Below are 24,531 nucleotides of genomic sequence, written 5' to 3'. Positions count from 1 at the left end.
GGCGACCGCGCGTGCCGGCGACGGCCGTTCCCGGCTCTCGGACCTCGCCGGATGTGAAACGGCCGCCAGGTCTAGGTGTTGTCCGCGATGCGCCGCTCGTGTTGATCGTCGACGCGTGGGACCTGCGATGCTGGGGTCATGCTGAGAGGTCAACTGCCTCCCCTGGCGACCGTGGTGGGGCGGGTGGTCGTGTGCGAGGTGGACCTGCGCGCCTTTCCCCCGCACACCCACGTCTACGTGGCCGTCGTCACCGAACCCGAACCGCACTACGGAGGTGGGCGGCTGGCGATGATCGTCATCGTCAACGATCCGAGGGAGGCGCCACGGGAACTGCGGGAGAATCCACTGCCGGACGCGGTGTGGCTGCGTGATCCCCCCGAGCCCACCGTCACGAACCTCTACGCCCGCCCTGCCTTCCGGAGGAGGGACATCCCGGCCAGACGGCCCGCCGTGCAGGTCGGGAGGCAACTCCGGGAGCGGGAACTGCTGTTGCGGCACTCGACCATCCGCTCCGCTGACGGCGACGGGTGGGCCGAGGCCGTCGGCGGGACCATCCCGTCCCTCGAGGAGGAGACCGTCGGCTCGGGCTTCGGCTCCTGGGCCGAGCGTGAACTGGACCGGATGGAGCGCCAGTCGTGGTGGCACCACCTGGAGGCCCGGAGGCCCGGACCGGGCAGGTGAGACGGCCGCCCGGTCCGCCGGGCGGCGGACCCCAGGGCGGCAGACCGTGGGGCGACGGCCGGGCGACCGGACCGGGGTAACGGGTCGGGCGAACGGGTCAGGAACCGGACGGGCCCCCGCTCAGCGGAACACGTTGTCCGAGTCTTCCCAGACCGAGGGCTCGTTCGGCGTGTACTCGCGCGGCAGGCGCGAGGACGTCTGGTACATGGCGTCGATCTCGGCGGCGAACCGCTGCGAGATGGCGTCCCGTCGCAGTTTCATCGAAGGCGTCAACAACCCGTTGGCCAGGTCGAAGGGTTCCGGCAGGACGCGGAACACCCTGATGGACTCCGTGGGGGAGACGGTGCTGTTGGCCGCGGCCACCGCCCGCCTGACCTCCTCCCGCAGCTCGTTCTCCTCCCGGGCGTCCCGGGGAGCCGCCGCCTCGCCCTTGGTCCACGTCCCGCGCCAGTGCGCGAGGAAGTCGGGGTCCAGCGTGATGAGGGCGCCCACGCACGGCCGGTTGTCGCCCACGATCACCGCCTGGTGGATCAACGGATGGACCCGCAGCCGCTCTTCGAGGGCGGCCGGTGCCACGCTCTTGCCGCCGCTCGTGATGATGATGTCCTTCTTGCGGCCGGTGATGGTCAGATACCGCTCCGTGTCGAGGTGGCCGATGTCGCCCGTCGCGAGCCAGCCGTCCTGGAACGAAGCCTGGGTGGCGGCGTCGTCGTTGATGTACCCCTGGAAGACCGACGGCCCCCAGACCAGGATCTCCCCGTCGTCGGCCACCCGGATGTCGGTGCCCGGCAGCGCCTGCCCGACGGTTCCGAACTTCGCCCGGCCCACCGGCTGCGCGGTGATGCCGCCGCTCGTCTCGGTCAGCCCGTAGCCGTCGTGGACGAGGATCCCGATGCCCGCGTAGAAGAGCGCGAGATCCCGGTTGAGCGGCGAACCGCCCGACACCGCGCCGCACACCCTGCCGCCCAGGGTGGCCCGCAGCTTCCGGTAGACGGTCTTCTCGTAGAGGGCGTGCTGCAGTTTCAGGTCGAAGCCGGGGCCGGACCCGGTGCCCAGCCGCTGGCGCTCCCCGGCCGCGGCGAAATCCTTGGCGGTCTGCACGGCGCGCTCGAACAGGGCGCCACGCCCGCTCTGGTGCGCCGCCCGCACGAAGTTCTTGTAGATCTTCTCGAAGAGCGACGGGACGGCGTAGAGGAAGGTGGGACGGAAGGAGAGGAGCGCCGCGGAGAGCGCCTCCTCGCCCAGGTCGGGCTCGTGACCCAGCAGGATGCCGCCCCGCAGACACAGACCCTGGATCATCAGCCCGTACACGTGGGAGAACGGCAGGAACGCGAGGATGGCGGGCTGTTCGCCGGGGGGCGCGGCCGTGTGTCTCCAGCCCGAGAGCAGCGTGTCGACGGGGCCGGCCAGGCTGCGGTGGGTCAGGGCGCAGCCGCGCGGGGTCCCCGTCGTGCCGGAGGTGTACGCGATGACCGCGGTCGAGTCGGGCAGCACGATACGGCGGAGCGAGTCGACCGTCGTCGGTGGGATCACCCGGCCGCGTTCGGCGAGCTGTGTGAGGGCCCCGGCGTCCAACTGCCAGACGTGGCGCAGCGCGGGGAGTGACGCGCAGGCCGAGCCGACGGTCATGATGCCCTGTTCGTCCTCGACGACCACGGCGACGCAGGACGCGTCCCGCAGGATCCACGCGACCTGCTCGTGCGAGGAGGTCGGGTAGATCGGGACCAGCTCGGCGCCCACCGTCCACAGCGCGTAGCTGAGCACGGTCCATTCGTAGCGTGTGCGGGCCATGATGGCGACACGGTTGCCCGGGCGTATCCCGGAGGCGACCAACCCCCTGGCGACGTCCTGGACCTCGTCCCACAGCTCGGCCGCGGTGATCGGTGCCCAGATGCCGGAGGCCCCGTCGAGACGGCGCGCCACCTGGGCGAGTGCCGGCTCACGCCGTGCCGTCTCGAAGAGACTGTCGGCGAGTCCCCCCTGCATGACGCCGGTGGCCGGTGGAGGAAGTTCGAACGCGTGCATCCCCGCTCCAGAATTCTCCTCGCCATGGCCCCGCGGAGAGGCGCCTGTGCCGAGGATTCACGAATCTAGCCCAGTCCGACGACGACTGTGCAGGAATCGCGAAGCAGTTCGTACCGATGCGGTTACGGTCCGCGGGCGAGGCTCCCGCGCAGGTGAGCGGAGCACCCGACGCACTCGGCGACGGCGCCGGACGGAGGCGGTCGGTACCGGTCCGCACCGGCCCGCGTCCGACAGGGGAACCGGTCCGCCCACGGTCCACTGCGGGTCCGTCCGGGACCGCCGACGGCACCGCACACCGGGACGCCGACGCCGGACACCCAGCACAGCGCCGGCCGCGGCGACGCACAGGGTGATGCCGGTGGCCGTGATCCCGGCCGCCGCCGTCGTGGCTGCCGTGTCACCGGACACCGCGGCGCGTCACCCGCCGCCGGTCACGGCTCACCGTCGCCTCCGCCCCGGACACGGCCCGGACGCGGTTCGGCGCCCGAGCAGGTCGCCGGGCCCGCGGGGTTGTCCATCCGGCCCCGCCGTGGCCGGATGGAAGCCGCACATCTTCTGAGCTTCGGGAGGCCATGATGATCGTCCCGTTCGGGGCCCGTGATTTTCTGGACCGCGCCACGACCGTGTACGCCGACCGGATCGGCGTCGTAGACGAACCGGAGCAGCCGGCCGATCCCTGGGACGGGCTGACGTACCGGCGGATCGGCGAGCTGGCGCGCGCCCAGGCCGCAGGTCTCGACGCGCTCGGCGTGCCGCACGGCGCGCGGGTGGCGGTGGTCTCCCCCAACAGCGCGCGGCTGCTCACCGCCTTCTTCGGCGTCAGCGGTCACGGGCGGGTCCTGGTACCGGTCAACTTCCGGCTGACCGCGGGCGAGGTGAACTACATCGTCGACCACTCGGGGGCGAGCGTCGTCCTCGTCGACCCCGAACTGACCGACCGGCTGGCCGGGATCACGGCCAAGCACCGGTTCACGATGGGGGCGGCCAGCGACGCGGAGCTGTACCGGTTCGGCACCGAACCGGCGCCCTGGCGGCCCGACGAGAACGCCACCGCGACCATCAACTACACCAGCGGCACGACCGCCCGCCCCAAGGGCGTCCAGATCACCCATCGCAACATCTGGGTGAACGCGGTGACCTTCGCCCTGCACGCGGGGGTCACGGACCGCGACGTCTACCTGCACACGCTTCCGATGTTCCATGCCAACGGCTGGGGCATGCCGTTCGCGATGTCGGCCCTCGGCGTACGGCAGGTCGTCCTGCGCAAGGTCGACGGCGCCGAGATCCTGCGCCGGGTCGCGGAGCACGGCGTGACGGTCATGTGCGCGGCCCCCGCGGTCGTCAACGCGGTGCTCGACGCGGCCCGTTCCTGGGAGGGCGCGATCCCCGGCCGGGACCGGGTACGGATCATCGTCGCCGGTGCCCCGCCGCCCACCCGGACCGTCGCCCGCGTCGAGTCCGAACTGGGCTGGGAGTTCATCCAGATCTACGGCCTCACCGAGACCTCGCCCCTGCTCACGGTCAACCGCGCCCGCGCCGAGTGGGACGGACTGGACACGCAGGCGCGCGCGGAGCACCTGGTCCGGGCCGGCGCCCCCGCGCTCGGCGTCACCCTGCGCACCGACGAGGAGGGAGAGATCCTCGCCCGCTCGAACGTGGTGCTGGAGGGCTACTGGGATCAGCCCGAGGAGACCGCCCGCGCGCTGTCCGACGGCTGGTTCCACACCGGGGACGGCGGATCGCTCGGCGAGTACGGCCACCTGACCATCAGCGACCGCAAGAAGGACGTGATCATCACCGGTGGTGAGAACGTGTCCTCGATCGAGGTGGAGGACGTGCTCTTCAGCCACCCGGCGGTCGCCGAGGTCGCCGTGATCGGCGTGCCGCACGAGAAGTGGGGCGAGACGGTGAAGGCACTGGTGGTCCTCGCGCCCGGGGCCGAGGTGACGGAGGACGAACTGGTCCGGTACAGCAAGGAGCGCCTCGCCGGGTTCAAGGCGCCGACCTCCGTCGAGTTCCGGGACCGGCTGGCCCGGACGGCGACCGGCAAACTCCAGAAGTACAGACTCCGTGAGCGCTACTGGGAAGGTCACGGCCGGGGAGTCGACTGACCGGTCTCCCTCAGAGCCATCCCCGGCGTGCCGCCTGCCAGGCGAGCTGCATCCGGGTGGCCGCGCCGGCGAGTTCCATCATGTGCTGGATGTGACGCTGCACGGTACGGCGGCTCAGACCCATCTGCGTGGCGATCGCCTTGTCGGCGACACCGGCCACGAGGAGGGACAACAGCCGCCGGTCCGTGGCCGAGAGCGGGTCGGCCGCGCCGACACCGTCCGTGCCGGCCACCGCGCCCGCGTCGTCGACGTCCAGCGGGACGGCGTCCTCCCAGTAGCGTTCGAACAGCGCGATGAGAGCGGCCAGCAGATTGCTGTCCCGTACCAGCGCGGCGGTCGGCTCGTCGGGGCTGCCCTGCGGGCCGCCCGGCACGAGCGGGCAGACCGCGATCGCGCGGTCCGCGACGGCCAGGCGCAGCGGCAGATGGGGGACCGCGCGTGCGACCTCCCCGGCCCGCACCCCGGCCACCACGTTGTCCACGGCGCCCGCGTCGTCGAAGAAGGCCTTCTCGTACAGGACCCGGTAGCGCACCCCTCGCGCCAGTGCCTCGAACTCCGAGCTGTTGCTGCCCGACGGCATCGCCACGTACTGGGCCTTGCAGAACCAGAGCATCTCGTCCTGCACGCTCGCCTGGATGTGGCGCAGATGCTGGCGCAGCGCCTCGGCCCCGATGATGACCTCGATCAGTTCGCTGGCGTCCTGCCTGCGCATCGTGTCGCGGTAGGCCTGCAGCAGACTGGTGGCCTCCGCCCTGGCGAGGTCCAGCGCGTCGGCGTTCCGCTTGAGCCGTGGCATCAGCGCGACGTCGGGCGGGGTGGCCTGGAAGGTGCGGGGGAGCACGTCCGTGTGGCTGGCCATGCCCTTGGCCGAGAGCGCTTCGAGCGCCTGCTCGGCCTCCGCGTGGCTCAGACCGGTGCGTTCGGCGACGTCCCGCGCCGAGGCCCGGCCCGTCGTCACCAGGTGGCGGTAGACGAACTCCTCGGTCACCGACACCCCTGCCGCCTCAAGCGACACAGCGCCCTCCCCGAGACCGACCGCCTTGACGGTTTAACACCGTACTGCATGCCGTGCGGAGCCGTGTTCGATCTCCCCCGCACACCGTACCGAGGCCGGGACCGCGCGCCGGTACGGTGTGCGGGGGGACGAACGGTCCCGGTCAGGCGGTGTGCAGCGTCAGCCCGTACCGGCCGAGGATCTCGTTGACCGGCTGGTACCAGGTCTCACCGCCGCTGCCGCAGTTGCCCCAGCCGCCCGAGGTGACACCCTGGGCCTGGTCGCCGCTGATGAACGAGCCGCCGGAGTCGCCCGGTTCGGCGCAGACACTGGTCTTCGTCATCTGGTGCACCGCGCCCTGGCTGTAGTTGACGGTCTCGTTCTTCGCGAGCACGGTCCCGCAGTGCCAGTGCGACGTGGACCCCGACCGGCAGATGGAGGCGCCGACGGGAGCCTCCGCGGACCCACGGACGAGCTGGTCGGAGACGGTTCCCCAGCCCAGCACGACCGGGACGGTCCACCATCCGCTGCCCACGTTGACCCAGGCGTAGTCGTTGTCGGGGAAGGACGACCCCTGGAAGTTGCCGATGTAGCTGCCGTCCCAGCCGCTGACACCGGCTCCCGGCTGTGCGCAGTGGCCCGCGGTGACGAAACCGCCGTACACCGAGAAGCCGATGGAACAACGGACGTTGCCCGTGTAGTACGGGTCGCCGCCCACCGTTCCCGCGGCGAAGGTACGCGGTCTCTGCCGCGTCTCCTCGACGGTCACCGGACCACTCCTGCGGGCCCGGTCCAGGAAGGCGCGGACATCGTTGTCGTCGCGGTGCGCGGAGACCACGTCGACGACGACCGAGTTGTTCTTCGCGTCGACGTGCCAACTGCTCACGCCGGCCGGTGCGTCGAGGGCGTCGATCCGCTTCAGGGCGGCGTCGAGCTGCCGCTCGTCGTGCCGGACGAGGGTGACCTCGGCCCCCGTCGCGGCGACGGCGTTCCGTACGGATCTGTCGGCGACGGCCACGGTGAGCTTCCCGGTCTTCGCCTCGAACCAGGAGCCGCCGTACGCGTGACCCGCGGCCCGCCTGGCCGCGCGGTCCACCGCCCGCGCGGCCGTCTCGGCCTTCAGCCGTGCGGTGGCCTGGTCCTGGGACAGGCCCAAGTCCCGCTGCATGGCGGTGATCAGAGCCGACGACGCCTGGGCCGTGGGCGCGGAGGGGGGCGCGCCCACGGAGGTGTCGGAGGCCGAAGCCTGGGTGCCGAGACCCGCGGCCACGGTGCTCAGGAGCAGCGCAGCGGACAGGCCGGCGCGCAGAACTGTAGTGCGTCTCAAGGGAGTTGCCTTTCGTCGTTCCGTCATGGGGGAGTGGAGCGGAAGGGCAGGCTGAGAGCGCTCTCAGAGATGTGCGACGCCGAGGCTAGCGACCGATCGCGCGGAGGTCCATACCAAATCCGCCCTCGCGTGGACGGCCTCCGCCCGGCGGGGCGGACAGGCCTGATCCACGGTCCGCGGCGCGGTCGGGGTGTTACTCACTTTCGGGTGAAGGGTGGGGTGGCGTAAAGGGTGGCGTTTACGATGAAGTCCCGTGTTTTAAGGGCTTGTAGCGTCAATGTGGAGAACTGGGCGATACATGCAGAATGCAGCCGAGGGTCACGGTGATGTCGTCGGTCGGTAATGCTGTGCGGTTGCTGTGCACGGGTGATGCGAGAGGGCGGGAGGGTGTGGTTCTCGGCCAACGGGCCGGGACTTGTACTCGCGGATCCTCTGGTGCGGTCCGCCTGTTCCCTGTAGGGGGCGTTCGTGTCTGTTTCGCGGTCTGTGATGGTTCGTCGCGTTGCTGCGGCTGCGGTGGCTGCCGGTGTGGTGGTGGGTGTGGCGGCGCTGCCGGCCTCGGCGGACCAGGGGCGTTTTCCGTCTCGTGCGCAGGTGCAGATCAGCCAGGTGCAGTACGACTCTCCGGGCTGGGACTCGGGGAGCAACTGGTCGCTGAACAAGGAGTGGGTGGAGGTGACGAACACGGGGCGGCACGGCGTGAACCTGAACGGGTGGACGCTGGCGGGGCGTGACGGTCGCGCGTACGTGTTCCACCTGCGTCTGGGTGGCCGCGAGACGGTGCGGGTCCACACGGGTGTGGGGCGTGACGCCGGCCGGGACGTGTACCAGGACCGCCGTAGCTACGCGTGGGACAACCGCTCCGACACCGCGACGCTGCGCAACGACCACCGTCGTGTCGTCGACGTCGTGAGCTGGGGCCGTGGGCACGGCGGCCGTGGGCACGAGGTGCCCGGACACCACGGTCACGGACACGGTGTCCCCAGTGGTCACCACGGTCACGGACACCAGGCTCCGGGCGGTCACCACGGTCACGGTCAGCAGGGTCCCGGTGGTCACATCGGTCACGGTCAGCAGGGTCCCGGTGGTCACATCGGTCACGGTCAGCAGGGTCCCGGTGGCCACAACGGCCACGGTCACCAGGGGCCGCACCGGCGTGCCTGACGCCCTTCGGGCAGGGCATGATGCCGGGCGTCGCCCGGTGTGCGTCGGGCCGGTGCGTGCGTGGGCGCGCACCGGCCTTCGGCCTGTCCTGGGCCGGGCCGTGCTCCGACGCGGGTGAGCACGATCGTGATCGGGGGCCGCGCCGGGCCCGCGGCACCGCAGGGGAACGCGGGGCCGATGGTGTCAGCCCGGGTGATGTCCGCGCCGGCGGCGCGCGGCGGCGCCTCTCTTCGAGTCGTCGAGAACGAAGGGCGGACCCGGCCCGCCCCCGGGGTGTCCGTGGTCCCGGTGGGCGGTCCGGTCGCCGGGATCCGGTGGGCTATTCGGCCCAGGGCTGGAAACCGGTGTCGAGAACGGCCTTGAGCGATCTGCGCAGACCGGCCGCCTCGTCGCTGCCGAACTTCTCCTCGAACCGGTCCTGCACGGCCTTCCACAGCGGGATCGCGGCCTTCAGCCGGGCGCGGCCCTCCGGGGTGATGGAGGCGATCCGGGCGCGGCGGTCGGTCGCCGACGTCTCGACGGTCACCAGGCCCTCCCGCGCGAGTGGTTTGAGGTTCGACGCCATCGTCGTACGGTCCATGGCGATCGTGTCGGCGAGGCTGGTGATGGTCATCTCGCCGAGCGTGCCCAGTCGCTGGAGGATGCTGAACTGCGTGGAGCGCAGACCGACGGGGGCCAGCGCCCTGTCGTACGTCGCCCCGAGATAGCGGGCCGCCTTGCGCAGGGCCAGGTTGTTGCACTGGTCGGCGGCGCTCGTCGACGTACCGGTCATCGTCTCCTCCTGGGCTCCCGCCCATCGTACGAGCAGGTGCTGCCGGTCATGCCGGTCATGCTGCTCATGCCGGTCATACTGCTCATGCCTGTCGGGCGGCCCGCGGGGGCCGGGGGCGGGGTGGCCCCCGCCGCGCGGACTTGCCGTCCCCACATTAGGAGTATATGCTCCTAACGATCGATGGGGCGTGCCTGTCCGCCTGCTCCGTTCCCGCGCCCTCTCCCCAGAAAGCCCCGCCATGGAATCCCCCGTCGGAGCCGCGCCCGAGCGTGAGCAGACCCGTCCGGCAGTGACCGAGCCGTCCCGGCCGCCGCGCCCTGTCCGTCCTCCGGTGCGGACGTGGCTGCAGCCGGCCGTGATCTCCCTGGTCGTCGTCGCGGCCTTCATCTCCTGCTACGTCGGCCTGCAGCGCGATCCTCGGCCCCACCGGTTGCCCGTCGCCGTCGCCGCGCCTGTCCCGCCCGGGGCGATACGCGCGGCCCTCGGCGACACCGTCGAGGTGCGTCCGGCGGCGGACGCCCGCGTCGCACGCCAGACGGTGGAGGGCCATGACGCCGTCGCCGCGCTGAGCGCGGACGGCCCGGACGGCCTGCGTCTGGAGATCGCCGGCGCCGACGGCACGTCCACCACGTCGGCCGTGAAGACGCTCGTGAGCGCGTACGCCCAGGGAGCGGGCAAGCACGTCACCACCGAGGACGTGGTACCGCTCGCCCACTTCGACACCAGGGGCCTGGCCGGTTTCTACATGGCCTTCGGAGTGACCCTGGCCGGGTTCGTCCTCGGCTCGAACGCGCTCGGACTGGCGAACCTCCTGCACCTGCGCCACCGGTTCTGGCTGCTGGCCGGCGCCTCGGTGGCCATCGGCACGCTCGCCGCGATCATCGCGGGCCCCCTCATGGGAGCGGTCCCCGCCCCGGTCGCCCCTCTGATCCTCACCCTCACCCTGCTGGCCGCCGCGGCGTCCTTCACCACCAAACTGCTGGGCACCTACCTCGGCCCCGTGGGGGTCCCCGTCGCGACCCTTCTGCTCCTCACCGTCGGCAACGCCACCAGCGGTGCCACCATCGGGCCGGATCTGCTGCCCGCCGCGGCCCGGGCCGTCTCGGCCCTCCTGCCGCCGGGCGCCGCCGTCCGCGCCGTCACCGATCTGAGCTATTTCGAGGGCGCGCACGTGGCGGGTCCGGTGATCACGCTCGCCCTGTGGGCCTGCGTCGCCGCGTTCCTGCTGGCCCTGCGACCCCGTCTGACGCGGCGGCGCGCCCGGGGCACCGCCTGAGCGCCGTCGCTCCGGCCACGCTCCGTTCCTCCGTCGCCGCGCCCGGAACGCGTCACGGACGCGGGCGTGTGAGGGGGCAGGAGCGCGGACGGCCCGGCAAGCGGGGGCGCTCGGGCCTCCATAGATTGGGAGGGGCGGAGGCGCGGGCCCTCGGACCCGGAGACGCGGTGGCACGGGACCGTCGCCGTGGACCGGCCCGGAAGCCCGCCTCGACCGCCCGCCCAGGGCCGCCGGCCGGACCCGGCACCCCTGCGCCGACCCCGCCCCCGCCAGGCAGCGCGTTCGCCCCGGGCCCGTCACCCGGCTGACCCCTCGCTCACCCAGTCCACCGACACCCCCTCCCACCGACTCAGCAGGAGGCCCACCGATGCCCGCCAACGACCTTGTTCTCCTCTCCAGCGCCGGTGACGTGGGCCGCGCGGTTCTCGACCGGCTGCGCGCCGAGGACGTCCCCGTCCGCGTGCTGGTCCGCCGTGACGACGAGCGCGCGGCCGGGCTGCGCGCGCTCGGGGCCGAGGTCGTCGTCGGCGACCTGACCCGGCCGGAGACCGTCGCCGCCGCGCTGGAAGGCGTCGGGAGGATGTACTTCGCGATGCCTGTGTCGCCGGACCACCTGCTGGCGACGACCGTGGTGGCCACCGTGGCCCGTGACTGCGCGGAGCTGGACGCGCTGGTCGACATGTCGCAGATGACGGTGTCGCAGATGACCGCCACCAGCACCGGCGAGTCGAACCAGCAGCGACTGCACTGGCTGGGCGAGCAGGTGCTGAACTGGTCGGGCCTGCCCGTGGTGCACATCCGTCCCACCTCGTTCCTGGACAACCCCCTCTTCACCGCGCTGCCGGCACGGACCATCCGCGAGAACGGCACCATCGTGCTGCCCTTCGGTACCGGTCGCACCTCGCCCATCGCCGTCGAGGACGTCGCCCGGGTGGTCGCCACGGTCCTCCTCGACCCGGCGCCGCACATCGGCCACGTCTACGAGCTCACCGGTCCCCGCTCGATCGACATGGCCGAGATGGCCGAGGAGTTCGCCCGGGCCCTCGGGCGTCCCGTGTCCTACGTGGACGTCCCGCTGGACCAGTGGCGGTCCCAGGTGCTCTCCCGGGCCGGCCTGCCGCCGCACACCGAACAGCACATCGCCACCATGGCCCGGCTGCACCACGAGAACCGCTACGACCGGACCTCCGGCGACGTCGAACGCCTGACGGGGGTCCCGCCCCGGTCGGTCGAGGAGTTCGTGGCCGCGCACAAGGACCTCTACCTGGGCTGACCAGGGACACCCCGACGCCGGCCGGAGGCGGCCGACGTGAGGCGTACGGCGGAACCCATGGGACGCGGCGTCACTCCGGCAGCTAGTGCGAGGCAATATGTGCGCATCGGCTCGCAAGTACGGTGTAATCACCGCGATCCGGGTCGTATCTGCTGACTGATGGGGGCGAGGCTGTGGGTGTTCTGGTGGTGCAGCACGTGCGGGAGGAAGGCCCGTACGCGGTGGGCGAGGCGCTGGCCGCCGCGGGGCTCCGGATGCGCCCCTGCCGGGTGTCGGCGGGGGATCCGCTGCCGGAGAACCTGGCCGGGGTCGAGGCGCTGGTCGTGATGGGGGGCCCGATGGCCGCGTACAGCGATGCCGGATTTCCCACCCGGGAAGCCGAACTCGCCCTGCTGCGCGCGGCCTTGGCCGCCGAGGTGCCGGTGCTCGGGGTGTGCCTGGGCGCGCAGCTGCTGGCGGTCGCGGCGGGCGGCACGGCGCGTACGGGATCCGGCGCACAGGTGGGCTGGGGCGAGGTACGGACGCGTCCGGCGGCGGCCCGCGACCCCCTGTTCGCGGGAGCGCCCGAGCGGCTGCGGGTGCTCCACTGGCATGCCGACACCATGGAACTGCCGCCCGGGTCGGTGCCGTTGGCGTCCTGCGAGCGGTATCCGGCGCAGGCCTTCCGGGTGGGCGGGGCCGCCTGGGGCCTCCAGTTCCACCTGGAGGCCGACGAGGCGGCCGTGGACGCGTTCGCGGCCGCGTTCCCGGAGGAGGCCGCGACCGCTCCCGGCCTGCTGGAGGACGCGCCCGCCGAGCTGGCCGCGCTGGCTCCGCACCGGGACCGGGTGTTCGGCCGGTTCGCGGAGCTGGTCGCCGCACGGGCCGAACACACCGCGACCCGGGCCTTCTTCACCCCGAAGGCGGCCGCCTGGGAGGCACGCTTCGCCGCCGACGGCCCGCGCTACGAGGCGGCCGTCGCCCGTATGGGTCTGAGCCCCGGCCAGACGGCTCTCGACCTCGGCTGCGGCACCGGACGCGCCCTGCCGGCGCTGCGCGCCGAGGTGGGTGACAAGGGGACGGTGCTGGGCGTGGACGTCACGTCGGCCATGCTGGTGACCGCGGCCCGCGAGGGCCGGGCCGGCCAGGCCGGTCTGCTGCTCGCCGACTGCCACCGCCTGCCTCTCCCGGCCGGCGCGGTGGACGGGATCTTCACCGCCGGGCTGCTCGACCACCTCCCCGACCCGATCACCGCCCTGCGCGAATGGGCGCGGGTCACCGCGCCGGGCGGAGCGCTGCTCCTCTTCCATCCCTCGGGCCGCGTCGAACGCGCCCGCCGTCACGGCCGCCCGCTGAGCCCCGACGACCCGCTGGGCGAGCCGAACCTCCGTCCCCTGCTCGACGGCAGCGGCTGGCAGCTGGACCGCTACGAGGACGCCGCCGCGCACTTCCTGGCCCGTGCCGTCCGCACCTGCTGAGCGGCCCGTGCCGGCTGGGTCGCCGCGGCCTGTCGGGTGTCCGGTGGCCACGGCGCCCTTTCCGGAGGCCCGACCGCGGCATGCGCCGGGTACCGTCATGATCGGTCCTGGTGGAGTCCGAGGCCACGACGACAGGACGCACGTCTCCGGGACGCACGTCCACGGGACGCACGTCTGTGGGAAACAAGACGACGGGACGCACGACGATGGGGGAGACGTGACCGACGAGACCACCCGTGCCGCACGACTGCTGGACGCCCAGGCCAAGGCGGCCGCGCTCTTCGCCGAGATCGAGGCCAGGGGTCTCGTCGCGCCGGGCGAGGGGGAGCGGGCCGTCAGCGACCGGATCCGCGACCTGGCGAACGACCTGTTCGGCCCGACGCGCCACTGGCACAAGCGCATCGTCCGCTCGGGACCGAACACCCTCCACCCGTACCGGGAGAATCCCCCGGACCGGGTCATCGGCCGGGACGACATCGCCTTCGCCGACTTCGGGCCGATCTTCGAGGAGTGGGAGGCCGACTTCGGCCGCACCTTCGTCCTCGGTGACGACCCCGTCAAGCACCGGCTGCGCGACGACCTCGCCGAGGTCTTCGCCGCAGGCCGGCGCGCCTTCGAGGCCGACCCGGACATCACCGGCGCCCGCCTGCACAACGAGATCGGGCGCCTGGCCGCGGGACGCGGATGGGACCTGGGCGGGTGGCACGCCGGACATCCGGTGGGTGAGTTCCCGCACGAGAAGATCGACGGCGCGGACATCGAGTCGTACATCGCCCCGGGGAACGACACCCGGCTCCGGCGTCCCGACCGCGCGGGACGTGTCTGCCACTGGATCCTGGAGATCCACCTCGTCGACCGCGAGCGCGGCTTCGGCGGCTTCTACGAGGAGCTCCTCGACCTGGGGTGACCCTGGGCCGCTCCGTCGCCCCCGCATCCCGGTGCCCCGGATGCCCCTGGCAGCTCCGGCCGCCCGGGCTGCCTCAGTCCGCCCGAGGCCCGGGCGGGCCTCGAACAGCCGATACCCGCCCCGCCCGGTCCGGCGAGGCGGGTCTCGGTCTTACCGGTGCGTCGGGCGGGACTGATCCTGCGGGTACGGCGACCGGTGCCGATCCTGTCGGTCCTGGGCGCACCCCTGTGCGGGACGCCCCCACGGCCAGTCACCGGGTCGAGTCCGGCCGGCCTGGGGGAAACGTCACACCGGGGTCGTCTCACCATGTGACTCTGGCATTTGACATTAGATCCTCTTATGGATGATAAAGAAGTTGCTTTGGCCATACATGTGCGTGGCGGGACCCCCGCGGCGCGAGGCCGCCACCCCGCCCGAGTGAATGAGTCCGCCGTGCCCCACCCCATCGCCGAACAGCCCGCAGCCGACGCCGTCGGGCAGTGGCACGCCTGGCGCGCCGAACGTCATCGGGCCCTCACCTCGGCGTCCGGGAACCTCGCCCTCGTCGAGACCCGCTGGCTCCCCGCCGGCACCCGGCCGGACGCCGAGCAGGCGCGGGCCGGTCAGCCGGACACCGTCACGGTCACCACGCTGAGCCGGACGGACCTCGTCACCGGCGGGATCGAGGACGGCCTGCGTTTCTGGGACGCCGACGCGCCCGCCATCCGCGCCTTCGACCGGGTGGACGCCTTCGCCTACGACCCGTCCTGGGTGCTCCACGCGACGTACACGCCCGTCTCCGGCGCCCGGCGGGTCTCCTTCGAGCACCTGAGGGACAACGGGGGCACCCGCGATCTGGTCGTGCCCGGCGACATCACCCTCACCGTCGACGGCCGCGACTACACCCTCAGCGCCTTCGACGACGACGGCACCCTGCTCCTCGTCTTCGGCGACCCCACCAACGGGGACACCACGTACGGAGCCGGCCGCTTCCTCTTCGTCCGGCGCACGGAGGACGAGCACCGCGTCCTGCTCGACTTCAACCGGGCCTTCGTACCGCCCTGCGGGTTCTCGGATCAGTACAACTGTCCGATGCCGCCGCGGCAGAACCGCTTCCACCTGCCCGTCGAGGCGGGCGAGAAGCTTCCCGTCCTCCGCGCCGGCTCCTCCGCGCAGCACTGATCGCCCCCAGCCTCCCGCACCGCAGCACGAAAGCGCACCCTCACCATGAGCATCAAGAAGACGTCCCTGTACGGCACCGCGACGGCGGCCACTCTCGTCCTGGCCCTGACCGCCTGCGGCGGCTCCGGCACGGGCGGCGGTGCCACGGCCGGCGGGTCCTACGACAAGAACGCCACCGTCAACATCGGCTCCCTCTACGAGCCGCAGAACCTCGACAACACCGCGGGCGGCGGACAGGGCGTCACCGAAGCCCTCAACGGCAACGTCTACGAAGGTCTGTTCAAGCTCACCGACGACGGCAAGGTGGAGAAGCTCCTCGCCCGGGACTACAAGGTCAGCGGCGACGGGCTCACGTACACGTTCACGCTGCGCGACGGCGTGAAGTTCCACAGCGGCAAGGCGTTCACCAGCCAGGACGTCAAGTACAGCCTGCAGAAGGTGCTCGCCGACGACTCCCAGTCCGCGCGCAAGAGCAACCTCGAGGTCGTCAAGGACATCGCCACTCCGGACGCGCGGACCGTCAAGGTCACGCTGTCCAAGAAGTCGATCTCCTTCGTCTACAACCTCTCCTACGTCTGGATCATCAACTCCCAGGCCAAGAACCTGAAGACGACCGAGGACGGCACCGGCCCCTACAAGCTGGACAAGTGGACCCGCGGCTCCGCCCTCGGTCTCGACCGCTACGCCGGATACTGGGGCCGCGCCGCCGGCAACCAGAAAGTCGTCTTCCACTACTACAAGGACGCCACGGCACTGAACAACGCGCTGCTGACCAACGCCGTCGACGTGGTCACCAGCGAGCAGTCGCCCGACGCCCTGGACCAGTTCAAGAGCAACCAGAACTACAAGGTCAACGACGGCAACTCCACCACCAAGCTGCTGCTGGCCTTCAACGACAAGGCCAAGCCCTTCACCGACGTCAAGGTGCGCCAGGCCGTGTCCGCCGCCATCGACGACAAGAAGCTGCTGGAGTCGGTCTGGGCCGGCTACGGAAAGCTCATCGGATCGATGGTGCCGCCCACCGACCCCTGGTACGAGGACCTCACCAAGGTCAACGCCTACGACCCGGCGCACGCCAAGCAGCTGCTCGCCGACGCCGGGTACGCCAAGGGCTTCACCTTCACCCTCGACACCCCGAACTACGACCCGCACCCCACCGCCGCGACCTTCATCAAGTCCCAGCTCGCCAAGGTCGGCATCACCGTCAAGATCAACACGATCACGCCCGACGAGTGGTACACGAAGGTCTACAAGAACCACGACTTCACGGCCACGCTCCAGGAGCACGTCAACGACCGTGACCTCGTCTGGTACGGCAACCCCGACTTCTACTGGGGCTACGACGACAAGCAGGTCACCCAGTGGGTCGAGCAGGCCGAAGAGGCCTCCACCACCGCCGAGCAGACCGCACTGCTGAAGAAGGTCAACGAGAAGACCGCCCAGGACGCGGCCAGCGACTGGCTGTACCTCTACCCGCAGATCGTCGTCGCGAGCAGCAAGCTCTCGGACTACCCGCTCAACGGCCTCAACTCGCAGTTCTACGCCTACGACATCAAGAAGAAGGGCTGATGGCGCGCTATCTCCTGCGCCGACTGGCCTTCCTCGTCGTGTCGTTGGCCCTGGCGAGTGTCGTGCTGTTCGTCCTGCTGCGGCTGCTCCCGGGCGACCCGGCCAACGCGCTGACCTCGGTGGGCGCCAGCCCCGAACAGATCGCCGCGGCACGGCACTCCATCGGGTCCGACCGGCCGCTGCCCGAGCAGTTCACCCACTGGCTCGGGCAGTTGGCCCACGGCGACCTCGGCACGTCCTTCGTCAGCTCACTGCCCGTCGGCCCCGAGGTCACCTCCCGGCTCGACGTCACCGTCCCGCTGACCCTGGCCGCCTTCGTGCTCGCCGTACTCATCGCCGTGCCCGCCGGGTTCGTCGCCGCGTACAAGCGACGCACCTGGTACGGCGCGCTCCTCAGCGGTGTGTCCCAACTGGGCATCGCCATACCGGTGTTCTGGCTCGGCATGATCCTCATCGCCGTGTTCGCGCTGAACGCGGGCTGGCTCCCGGCAGGCGGCTTCCCGCCCGACGGCTGGTCCCAGCCCGCCGAGGCGGTCCGCTCCCTGGTGCTGCCCGTCGTCACCATCGCCCTGGTGATGAGCGCCTCGCTGATCCGCTACGTCCGCTCCGCCACCCTCGACGTCCTCGACAGCGACTACCTGCGCACCGCCCGCGCCCTGGGATCGTCGTTCGGACGGGCCATGTGGCGGCACGGACTGCGCAACAGCTCCGTGCCGGTGATCTCCGTCCTCGCCATCGAACTCGCCTCCACCCTGCTCGGCGCCGTCGTCGTGGAGTCCGTGTACGCGCTGCCGGGTCTCGGCTCGATGCTCGCCACCGGCATCGCCCAGCACGACTACCCCGTCATCCAGGCCGTCCTGTTCGTCTCCACCCTCGCCGTCCTGCTCATCGGCTTCGCCGCCGACCTCGTCCAGCGGATCGTGGACCCGCGGCTGCGCGGACGGCTCTCCGGAGGTGCCCGATGACCCCGTCCGACGTGCTCGGACCGGTGCTGTCCCAGGACGCGCCGCCGAGCCGCAAGCGCCTCGGCCGCTCCGTCACGCTCGTCGTCGGCTGCGTCCTCGCCGGACTCATCGCGCTGCTCGCCCTCGTCTCCCTCTTCTGGCTGCCCTACTCGGCGGACGACACCTCCGGCGGACGGCTCGCCGGACCCGGCGGGGGACATCTCCTGGGCACCGACAAACTCGGCCGCGACCTGTTCACCCAGGTCATGACCGGCTCACGGATCGCCGTCGAGGCCGGCCTCGGATCGGTGCTGCTCGCCGCCGCCATCGGCGTCACCCTCGGTGTGCTCGCGGCGTTCGCGCAGGGCTGGATCGACGACACGCTCTCCGCTTTCCTCGACATCCTGATCGCCTTCCCCACGCTGCTGCTCGCGATGCTCATCGTCGCCGCGCGCTCGGCGACCCTCGGCTCCGCGATCCTCGCGATCGGGCTGGCGCAGAGCGCCGTCGTCGCCCGCCTCGTACGCATCCTGGTCAAGCGGGTCCTGGCCCAGGACTACATCACCGCCGCCCGTACCTCCGGGACCTCCTGGCCGCGTACGGTGCTCGGACACGTCCTGCCCAACATCTGGCCCACCCTCGTGGTCAACCTGGCCCTGCAGTTCGGGCTCGCCGTGCTGGCCGAGGCCGGCCTGTCGTACCTGGGCCTGGGCGCGCCCCCGCCCAACGCCTCGTGGGGCCGCATGCTCCAGGAGGCGCAGGCCACCTTCACCACGGCCCCCGCCGGAGCCCTCGCTCCCGGCATCCTGCTCGTCCTGCTCGTCATCGGTGTCAATCTCATCGCCGACGGCGTGCGGGACGCCCTCGACCCCGCGACCCGCCGGAGGCGCACATGACCCTCCTCGACGTACGCGGCCTCACCGTCACCGCCGCCGACGGCCGGACCCTGGTCGACGACCTCTCCTTCACCGTGGCGAGCGGCGAACGGCTCGGTCTCATCGGCGAGTCGGGCTCCGGCAAGTCGCTCACCACCCTCGCCGTGCTCGGCCTGCTGCCCGACGGCATGACCGTCACCGGCGGTATCGAACTCGCGGGCACCCAGATCGTGGGCGCCGGCGAGAAGAGACTCACCGCCGTACGCGGCCGGGACGCCGCCGTCGTCTTCCAGGAACCGCTCACCGCGCTCGACCCGCTGATGCGGGTGGGCCGGCAGATCGCCGAACCCCTCCGCAGGCACACCGGACTGCGGGGAGCCGGTCTGCGGGACGCCGTACGGGACGCCCTCGCACAGGTCCGGCTGCCGGAACCCGAACGGATCGCCCGCGCGTTTCCGCACGAGATGTCCGGCGGACAGCGGCAACGTGTCGCCCTGGCCATGGCCCTGGCGTGCTCACCCGCACTGCTGATCGCCGACGAGCCGACCACCGCGCTGGACGTGTCCGTACAGGCCGAGATGCTCGACCTCCTGGACACTCTCGTGCGGGAACGGGAGATGGCGGTGCTCTTCGTCAGCCACGACCTCGCCGTCGTGGCCAGGGTGACCGACCGTGCCCTGGTGATGAAGGACGGCCGGGCCGTCGAGCAAGGACCCGTGCACACCCTCATCCGCTCGCCGCGCGAGGAGTACACCCAAGCGCTCGTGGCCAGCGCCCGCAGACTGCAGTCGGCCCTGGACCTGAGGAGCGCGCGGTGACGCCCGTACTGGAACTGAAGGATGTGGCACTGCGCCACCGCGGGAGCGCGGCCAACGTGGTCGAGGACGTCTCGCTCACCGTCGAGACCGGGCACAGCCTCGCCCTCGTCGGCGAGTCCGGCGCGGGCAAGACGACGCTGCTGCGTCTGCTGCTCGGTCTCTCCCGCCCCACCGCGGGCAGTGTCCGCTTCGACGGCGCCGACCTGTCCCCGCGCGACCGGCGGCAGCTGCGCAGCTTCCGCAGCAGTGTCCAGTGCGTCTTCCAGGACCCCTACTCTTCACTCGACCCCCGCCGCCGGGTCGGCGCCATCGTGGCGGAGCCGCTGCGCTCCCTGGGGATCGACAGCCGGGCCGGCGCGGCGCCGAAGGCGGCGGCCGCCCTCGAACGCGTCGGTCTGCCGGCCGACGCGGCGGACCGCTACCCGCACGAGTTCTCCGGCGGGCAGCGGCAACGGATCGCCATCGCCCGCGCCACGGTGTGCCATCCGCGGGTGCTGCTGGCCGACGAGCCCGTCAGCGCGCTCGACGTCACCACCCGCGTCAAGGTCGTCGACCTGCTCGCCGACCTCAAGCAGGAACAAGGACTCACGATCGTCATGGTCTCCCACGACCTCTCGGTCGTCGCGGCCCTGTGTGAACGGACCGCCGTACTGGAACGCGGCCACATCGTCGAACAGGGCGACACCGAGCAGGTGTTGGGCGACCCCGCGCACCCCTACACCCGCCGCCTGCTCGACAGCGTGCCGAGACTTCCCGTCTGAACCGCCCCCGGAGCGGGGCGGGTCGGGGCGAGGGTGACTCAACCCGCGCCGGTGGCCCGGTGTCCGGAGCCGGTACCCGCCCGCGCCTCGGCGACGGTGTCCCGGGGTGCGGCCGGTGCCGGGGCGCCGGAGGCGAGGAGCGCCAGCCTGTCGGCGCTGTCGGTACCGGCGTCCGGGTGGTAGACGACGAGTGTCTGACCCGCCGTCCCCGCGATGCCGAGCCTCTCCCGGTTCAGCGACAGACCACCGACCTGCGGGTGGTCGATGTGTTTGGACGCGCCCTCGCACGTCGCTACGTCATGACGGGCCCAGAGCCGGCTGAAACGCGGGCTGGCCAGGCTGAGTTCACCCACGAGCTCGATGAACCGGGGGTCGTCGGTGTCGGTCCCGACGGACTCGCGGAACCCGGCGACCATGCCCGCACCGGCGCCGTCCCAGTCCGCGTACAGGGCCTGCTCGGCGGGGTCGAGGAAAGTGTCCCGCAGCCGGTTGGCCCCCGCGACGAGGCGCGGGGACAGCGCGGTGGCCAGGGAGTTCGCGGCGAGCACGTCGAAGTAGCGGCCCTCCACCAGTGCGGGCAGCGGGAGCGTGGCGACGAGCTTGACGATGCCCGGCGGAACCGTCTCCTTCGGGCGTCGGCGTCGCCGCCGGGGTGGACCGGCGCCGAGGCGCAGCAGATGGGCCGTCGCGTCGTCGTCGAGCCGCAGCACCCGCGCGAGGGACTCCAGGACCTGCGCGGACGGATTGCGGTCACGTCCCTGCTCCAGGCGCAGGTAGTAGTCGGCACTGATGCCGGCCAGCATCGCGACCTCCTCCCGGCGCAGGCCCGGCACGCGCCGGATCCCCACGACCGGGATGCCGGCCTGGTCGGGAGTGACGAGCTCGCGCCGGGCGCGCACGTAGTCGCCCAGCGGGTTCGGTCCGTCGGTCATCGCTCCACTGTAGGTCGGCCCCCGCCGAGGGTGCCTGGCCCTGTCACCCCCAGGATCGCGGGGGCCCTGGCCCGGCCCGAGCCGGGACGCCAGCGTGGTCGACGACCCGCGGAACGCGGACCGGCACAGCGAGGAGCACGACCATGTCGACCTATCTGTTGGTACACGGAGCCTGGCACAGCGGGGAGTGCTGGAAGCGGGTGGTACCCCTGCTCGAGGCCGCCGGCCACCGGGTGCTCGCCCCGTCGCTCACCGGCTACGGGGACAAGGCGCATCTGCTCGGCCCCGAGGTGGGACTCGACACCCACGTCGACGACATCGTCGCGCTGATCCTCGACGAGGACCTCACCGACGTGATCCTCGTGGGGCACAGCTACGCGGGGCTGGTCGTCTCGTCCGCCGCCAACAGGGTGCCGGACCGGATCGCGCACCTGGTCCACCTCGACGCGATGGTCCCGCGGGACGGCGAGAGCGCGGCCGACGTCATGCCCGTGACCCAGGCGCTGATCGACCTCGCCCTGGCGTCGGACAGTGGCTGGCGGGTTCCGCCGCTCCCCGAACTTCCGCCGCCCGCAGGGCTGTTCGGGGTCACCGACCCGGAGGACGTGGCCTGGCTGCGCACCATGCTGTCGGACCAGCCCGTGCGGTGCCTCCAGCAGCCGGTCACACTGGACGACCCCGCCCTGGACGCCGTCCCGCGGACGCACATCCACTGCACCGCCGGTCTGCCGGACGGCTTCGCCCGCCGCCCCGTACCCGCGACACAGCCCGATGGCACCCCCGCACAGGTGTGGGAACTGGCGACCGGCCACGACTGCATGATCACGATGCCGGCGGAGCTCACCGGACTGCTGCTCAGGCTCGGCTGATCCGCTGCCCTTCCCCGTCGTCACCGACCGGGGACGCGGCACGCGGCGAGCCGGGCACCGTCAGGCCGGGGGCCCGGCCTCATCCAGCGTGCGGAGCCATGCGTCCGCCTGCCGGGGCGAGCGGAAGCGCACGACGCGGAGCGGCGCGAAGCGGGGGTCCTGAGCGCGTCGGCCGATCTCGGACCGCCGCGCGCCGTGCTGGGACCAGGCCCACCACGCCGGGTGATCGCGCGTGAACCAGTCGGACAGGGTCTCCACGTTCCCGCCGAAGATGCGTTCGCGCAGCAGGGTCCGGCGCAGCGACCTGCGCAGGATGCGCGGCATGATGACGGATCGCGGGTAGTCGAGCCAGACCACGGTGTCGGCCCGCGTCCACAGCAGATCGCGGACCTCCGGATAGCCGAAGGAGTCGAAGACCCAGCCCGGGCCGTCCGTGATGGTGGCCACCTGGCTCTCCAGCTCCGGGTTGGACGTCCACCGCGGGCCGGTGAACTTCAGGGCGTCCATCTCGTGGAAGGGCAGCCCCAGCCGCGCGGCGAGGGCCTGGGCCATGGTGGTCTTTCCGGCCCCGGTGATGCCGGCCACGAGGATGCGTTTCACCGGGGAAGGGTACCCGCCGTGCCGGTGCGCGGTCGGCGGGGGAGGTCCCGGGGCCGCGCACCGTGGCGTACTTCGGCGAGGTCACCGGGGTTCCTGCCGCCGGTCGGAGGGGGACCGGGGCGCGGGGAGCGGCTCCCCGGTCGGCACGGCGAGCCCGTACTGGGCGGCCTGGGCGGCGTACATCCGCCGGTAGAGGCCGCCGTCGAGGGCCATGAGCTGGGCGTGGGTGCCCTCCTCGGCGACGCGGCCCCGGTCGAGTACGTAGATGTGGTCGGCCCTCGCGGTCGCGGCGAGGCGGTGCGTGACCAGGACGACCGCGTGACCGCGCTGGGACAGCGACCACAGACTCTCGAACGCCGCTATCTCCGCGTGCGGGTCGAGTGCCGAGGTGGGCTCGTCGACGAGGTGGAACGGCGCCTCACGGTAGCGGGTGCGGGCGGTGCCGAGCTTCTGCCACTGCCCGCCCGAGAGCTGGACACCACGCTCATAGCCCTTGAACACGATCGAGTCCCAGCCGTGCGGGAGTTCCTCGACGAGGGCGCGGACGTCGGCGGCCTGCGCGGCCGCCCTGACCTCGTCCATGTTCCGCGGCCGGTCGCCGGCACCGATGGCCACGTTCGTCGCCGCGGTCATCTCCCAGTGCGGGAAGTCCTGTGCGAGCAGCCCCACTTGGGCGAAGACCTGGGCGCGGGCGGCGGCCCTGAGCTCGACCCGCTCACCGGACGCGCCCGTCCACCACACGTTCCCGTCGTCGGGCAGCAGCAGTCCCGCGAGGATGCGGGTCAGGGTGGTCTTGCCCGAGCCGTTCGCGCCCACCAGGGCGGTCACCTCGCCGCGACGCACCGACAGGCTCACGCCCCTCAGCGAGGGCGCTGCCGCACCGGGGTAGCAGAAGGACACGTCCTCCAGGTGCACGACGGACACGTCGGACGGCAGGGGAACGCCGGTGAGCGGGATGGCGTGCTCGGCGGCGAGTTCGGTGGCCCGCTCGGTATCGGTGAGGAAGAGCATCTCCTCGTAGAGCCGGTTGACCTGCTGGACCAAGGAGGTGAGCCGGGCGGTGGAGTTGCGGATGGCGATGACCGCCGTTCCGCCGACGGCCAGCGGGAGGCCGCCGCCGCTCAGCAGCCACCACAGCAGCCCGTAGCAGGCGAACGAGGCCAGACCCGAGAATCCTCCCGCGACCAGGTCGGTGGTTGCCTGGGCCCGGGCCAGACGACGCTGCTCCGCCTCCGTCTGCCGGGACATCTCCTCGTAGCCGGACAGCAGTTTCGCTCCGGCCGCGTGCACGCGGATCTCCCCGGCGGCGTGCGGCCGCGTCAGGTACGCCAGCAGGGAGGCGATCGCGCGCCGGTGATCGACCCAGGCCAGGCGCGAGCCGTAGTCGCGGCGGGCGGAGCGGACCGCGCCCCACCCCTTGGGCAGGGCGATCGCCAGCAGCATCGGCAGCAGGACCCAGTGCAGGGAGGCCAGCACGACGGCGGCGGCCACCATGCCGATCACCACGTTCCCGACCCCTACCGAGAGACGCAGCATGCTCCGGGCCGAGTCGGTGCCGAACTTGCCCGCCTCCAGCACCCGTTGGACCTCCGGTCGTTCCGTCACCGCCACCTCGACCCGGGTGACGGCCTCGTAGTAGCGGGCGGAGACCGCGCGTTCCACCTGGGGTTCCAGACGACCGGACATCGCCGTCGACCAGGCGCTCAGGAGGGCCGTGCCCACGGACAGCGCCGCCAGCACGACCAGCGACGGAAGCGCCTCACGCAGCTTGTCCCCGGTCGGACCGTTCGCGAACAGCCGCGTCAGGACACTGTTGACCGCGACCAGACCCCAGCCGGCGGTCACCCCCTGCCCGACCTGGGCCGCAATCACCCCGGCCAGTGCCCGCCGGTCGACCTGCCAGCCGGTGCGCAGCACCATTCCCGCCATACGCGGCAGGGCCGCCGCCATCTGTCCGAATCCCATTCTGGTCAGGGCGCCTGCATAGTGCACGAAGGTCTGGTCCCACCGGAGTC

At 71.9% G+C, this 24,531-nt stretch carries 21 protein-coding genes; 14 read left to right on the top strand and 7 right to left on the bottom strand.

Going from position 1 to position 24,531, the window contains the following annotated elements; genetic code table 11:
* The first annotated feature begins 138 nt into the window (after positions 1 to 138).
* Entirely contained in the window at positions 139 to 681 is a 543-nt protein-coding gene (locus OG776_RS07065; RefSeq protein ID WP_329319582.1) for a hypothetical protein, read from the top strand.
* A 120-nt stretch (positions 682 to 801) separates the two neighbouring features.
* Here OG776_RS07065 and OG776_RS07060 read toward each other — a convergent pair whose 3' ends face one another.
* Positions 802 to 2,706 carry an AMP-dependent synthetase/ligase gene (locus OG776_RS07060; protein ID WP_148011969.1) on the bottom strand — a complete coding sequence of 635 codons (1,905 nt, stop codon included), beginning with the start codon at positions 2,704 to 2,706 and terminating at the stop codon, positions 802 to 804.
* A 575-nt stretch (positions 2,707 to 3,281) separates the two neighbouring features.
* On the opposite strand from OG776_RS07060, the gene OG776_RS07055 reads away from it, so the two are divergent.
* Positions 3,282 to 4,817, top strand: coding sequence for an AMP-binding protein (locus OG776_RS07055; RefSeq protein WP_329323671.1), 1,536 nt, complete (start codon positions 3,282 to 3,284; stop codon positions 4,815 to 4,817).
* Positions 4,818 to 4,827: 10 nt separating this feature from the next.
* Here the strand turns inward: OG776_RS07055 and OG776_RS07050 are convergent, their stop codons facing one another.
* Positions 4,828 to 5,832, bottom strand: coding sequence for a helix-turn-helix transcriptional regulator (locus OG776_RS07050; RefSeq protein ID WP_148011970.1), 1,005 nt, complete (start codon positions 5,830 to 5,832; stop codon positions 4,828 to 4,830).
* 142 nt (positions 5,833 to 5,974) lie between these two features.
* Complete coding sequence (locus OG776_RS07045; protein ID WP_443077219.1) at positions 5,975 to 7,165, bottom strand: S1 family peptidase; 1,191 nt, start codon at positions 7,163 to 7,165, stop codon at positions 5,975 to 5,977.
* 567 nt (positions 7,166 to 7,732) lie between these two features.
* On the opposite strand from OG776_RS07045, the gene OG776_RS07040 reads away from it, so the two are divergent.
* Positions 7,733 to 8,302 (top strand): lamin tail domain-containing protein, encoded by a 570-nt coding sequence (locus tag OG776_RS07040; protein WP_329319577.1) that lies wholly within the window; start codon positions 7,733 to 7,735, stop codon positions 8,300 to 8,302.
* Between the two features lie 319 nt (positions 8,303 to 8,621).
* Here OG776_RS07040 and OG776_RS07035 read toward each other — a convergent pair whose 3' ends face one another.
* Positions 8,622 to 9,074, bottom strand: coding sequence for a MarR family winged helix-turn-helix transcriptional regulator (locus OG776_RS07035; protein WP_148011973.1), 453 nt, complete (start codon positions 9,072 to 9,074; stop codon positions 8,622 to 8,624).
* Positions 9,075 to 9,405: 331 nt separating this feature from the next.
* Between OG776_RS07035 and OG776_RS07030 the strand changes: the two genes are divergently transcribed.
* From OG776_RS07030 to OG776_RS06985, 10 genes are all read left to right on the top strand, one after another.
* Positions 9,406 to 10,350: a hypothetical protein gene (locus OG776_RS07030; RefSeq protein WP_329326381.1), complete on the top strand. Its 945-nt coding sequence runs from the start codon at positions 9,406 to 9,408 to the stop codon at positions 10,348 to 10,350.
* A gap of 367 nt (positions 10,351 to 10,717) precedes the next feature.
* On the top strand, positions 10,718 to 11,623 hold the full coding sequence (locus OG776_RS07025) for an NmrA family NAD(P)-binding protein (RefSeq protein ID WP_329319572.1): 906 nt from the start codon (positions 10,718 to 10,720) through the stop codon (positions 11,621 to 11,623).
* Positions 11,624 to 11,796: 173 nt separating this feature from the next.
* Positions 11,797 to 13,080 (top strand): methyltransferase domain-containing protein, encoded by a 1,284-nt coding sequence (locus tag OG776_RS07020; RefSeq protein WP_329319570.1) that lies wholly within the window; start codon positions 11,797 to 11,799, stop codon positions 13,078 to 13,080.
* A gap of 217 nt (positions 13,081 to 13,297) precedes the next feature.
* Complete coding sequence (locus OG776_RS07015; protein ID WP_261994360.1) at positions 13,298 to 13,987, top strand: aminopeptidase P family protein; 690 nt, start codon at positions 13,298 to 13,300, stop codon at positions 13,985 to 13,987.
* 432 nt (positions 13,988 to 14,419) lie between these two features.
* Positions 14,420 to 15,148 (top strand): DUF1684 domain-containing protein, encoded by a 729-nt coding sequence (locus tag OG776_RS07010; RefSeq protein WP_261994361.1) that lies wholly within the window; start codon positions 14,420 to 14,422, stop codon positions 15,146 to 15,148.
* Between the two features lie 45 nt (positions 15,149 to 15,193).
* Positions 15,194 to 16,717, top strand: a complete 1,524-nt coding sequence (locus OG776_RS07005) for an ABC transporter substrate-binding protein (RefSeq protein WP_329319567.1) — start codon at positions 15,194 to 15,196, stop codon at positions 16,715 to 16,717.
* On the top strand, positions 16,717 to 17,682 hold the full coding sequence (locus OG776_RS07000) for an ABC transporter permease (RefSeq protein WP_148007236.1): 966 nt from the start codon (positions 16,717 to 16,719) through the stop codon (positions 17,680 to 17,682). Before OG776_RS07005 ends, OG776_RS07000 begins: the two co-directional genes overlap by 1 nt.
* Complete coding sequence (locus OG776_RS06995) at positions 17,679 to 18,557, top strand: ABC transporter permease (protein WP_148007237.1); 879 nt, start codon at positions 17,679 to 17,681, stop codon at positions 18,555 to 18,557. The genes OG776_RS07000 and OG776_RS06995 overlap by 4 nt, the downstream gene beginning before the upstream one ends.
* Positions 18,554 to 19,354 carry an ATP-binding cassette domain-containing protein gene (locus OG776_RS06990; protein ID WP_148007238.1) on the top strand — a complete coding sequence of 267 codons (801 nt, stop codon included), beginning with the start codon at positions 18,554 to 18,556 and terminating at the stop codon, positions 19,352 to 19,354. The genes OG776_RS06995 and OG776_RS06990 overlap by 4 nt, the downstream gene beginning before the upstream one ends.
* The gene (locus OG776_RS06985; protein ID WP_148007239.1) at positions 19,351 to 20,115 is read left to right on the top strand and encodes an ABC transporter ATP-binding protein; all 765 of its coding nucleotides are present in this window, start codon (positions 19,351 to 19,353) and stop codon (positions 20,113 to 20,115) included. Before OG776_RS06990 ends, OG776_RS06985 begins: the two co-directional genes overlap by 4 nt.
* Positions 20,116 to 20,153: 38 nt before the next feature.
* Here the strand turns inward: OG776_RS06985 and OG776_RS06980 are convergent, their stop codons facing one another.
* A complete protein-coding gene (locus tag OG776_RS06980) occupies positions 20,154 to 21,047 on the bottom strand; it encodes a helix-turn-helix domain-containing protein (protein WP_148007240.1) in 894 nt (297 codons plus the stop codon).
* 143 nt (positions 21,048 to 21,190) lie between these two features.
* Between OG776_RS06980 and OG776_RS06975 the strand changes: the two genes are divergently transcribed.
* A complete protein-coding gene (locus OG776_RS06975) occupies positions 21,191 to 21,916 on the top strand; it encodes an alpha/beta fold hydrolase (RefSeq protein WP_148007241.1) in 726 nt (241 codons plus the stop codon).
* A gap of 60 nt (positions 21,917 to 21,976) precedes the next feature.
* Here OG776_RS06975 and OG776_RS06970 read toward each other — a convergent pair whose 3' ends face one another.
* Together OG776_RS06970 and OG776_RS06965 are read right to left on the bottom strand one after the other, a co-directional pair.
* The gene (locus tag OG776_RS06970; RefSeq protein WP_148007242.1) at positions 21,977 to 22,516 is read right to left on the bottom strand and encodes an AAA family ATPase; all 540 of its coding nucleotides are present in this window, start codon (positions 22,514 to 22,516) and stop codon (positions 21,977 to 21,979) included.
* Positions 22,517 to 22,597: 81 nt separating this feature from the next.
* Positions 22,598 to 24,481 carry an ABC transporter ATP-binding protein gene (locus tag OG776_RS06965; RefSeq protein WP_329326630.1) on the bottom strand — a complete coding sequence of 628 codons (1,884 nt, stop codon included), beginning with the start codon at positions 24,479 to 24,481 and terminating at the stop codon, positions 22,598 to 22,600.
* Between the last annotated feature and the right edge of the window lie 50 nt (positions 24,482 to 24,531).

The organism is Streptomyces sp. NBC_01689 (assembly GCF_036250675.1).
In the GTDB taxonomy this organism is placed as follows: Bacteria; Actinomycetota; Actinomycetes; order Streptomycetales; family Streptomycetaceae; genus Streptomyces.
The sequence above is the reverse complement of the archived record's forward strand: the minus strand, read 5'-3'. Positions and strand labels throughout refer to the sequence as shown.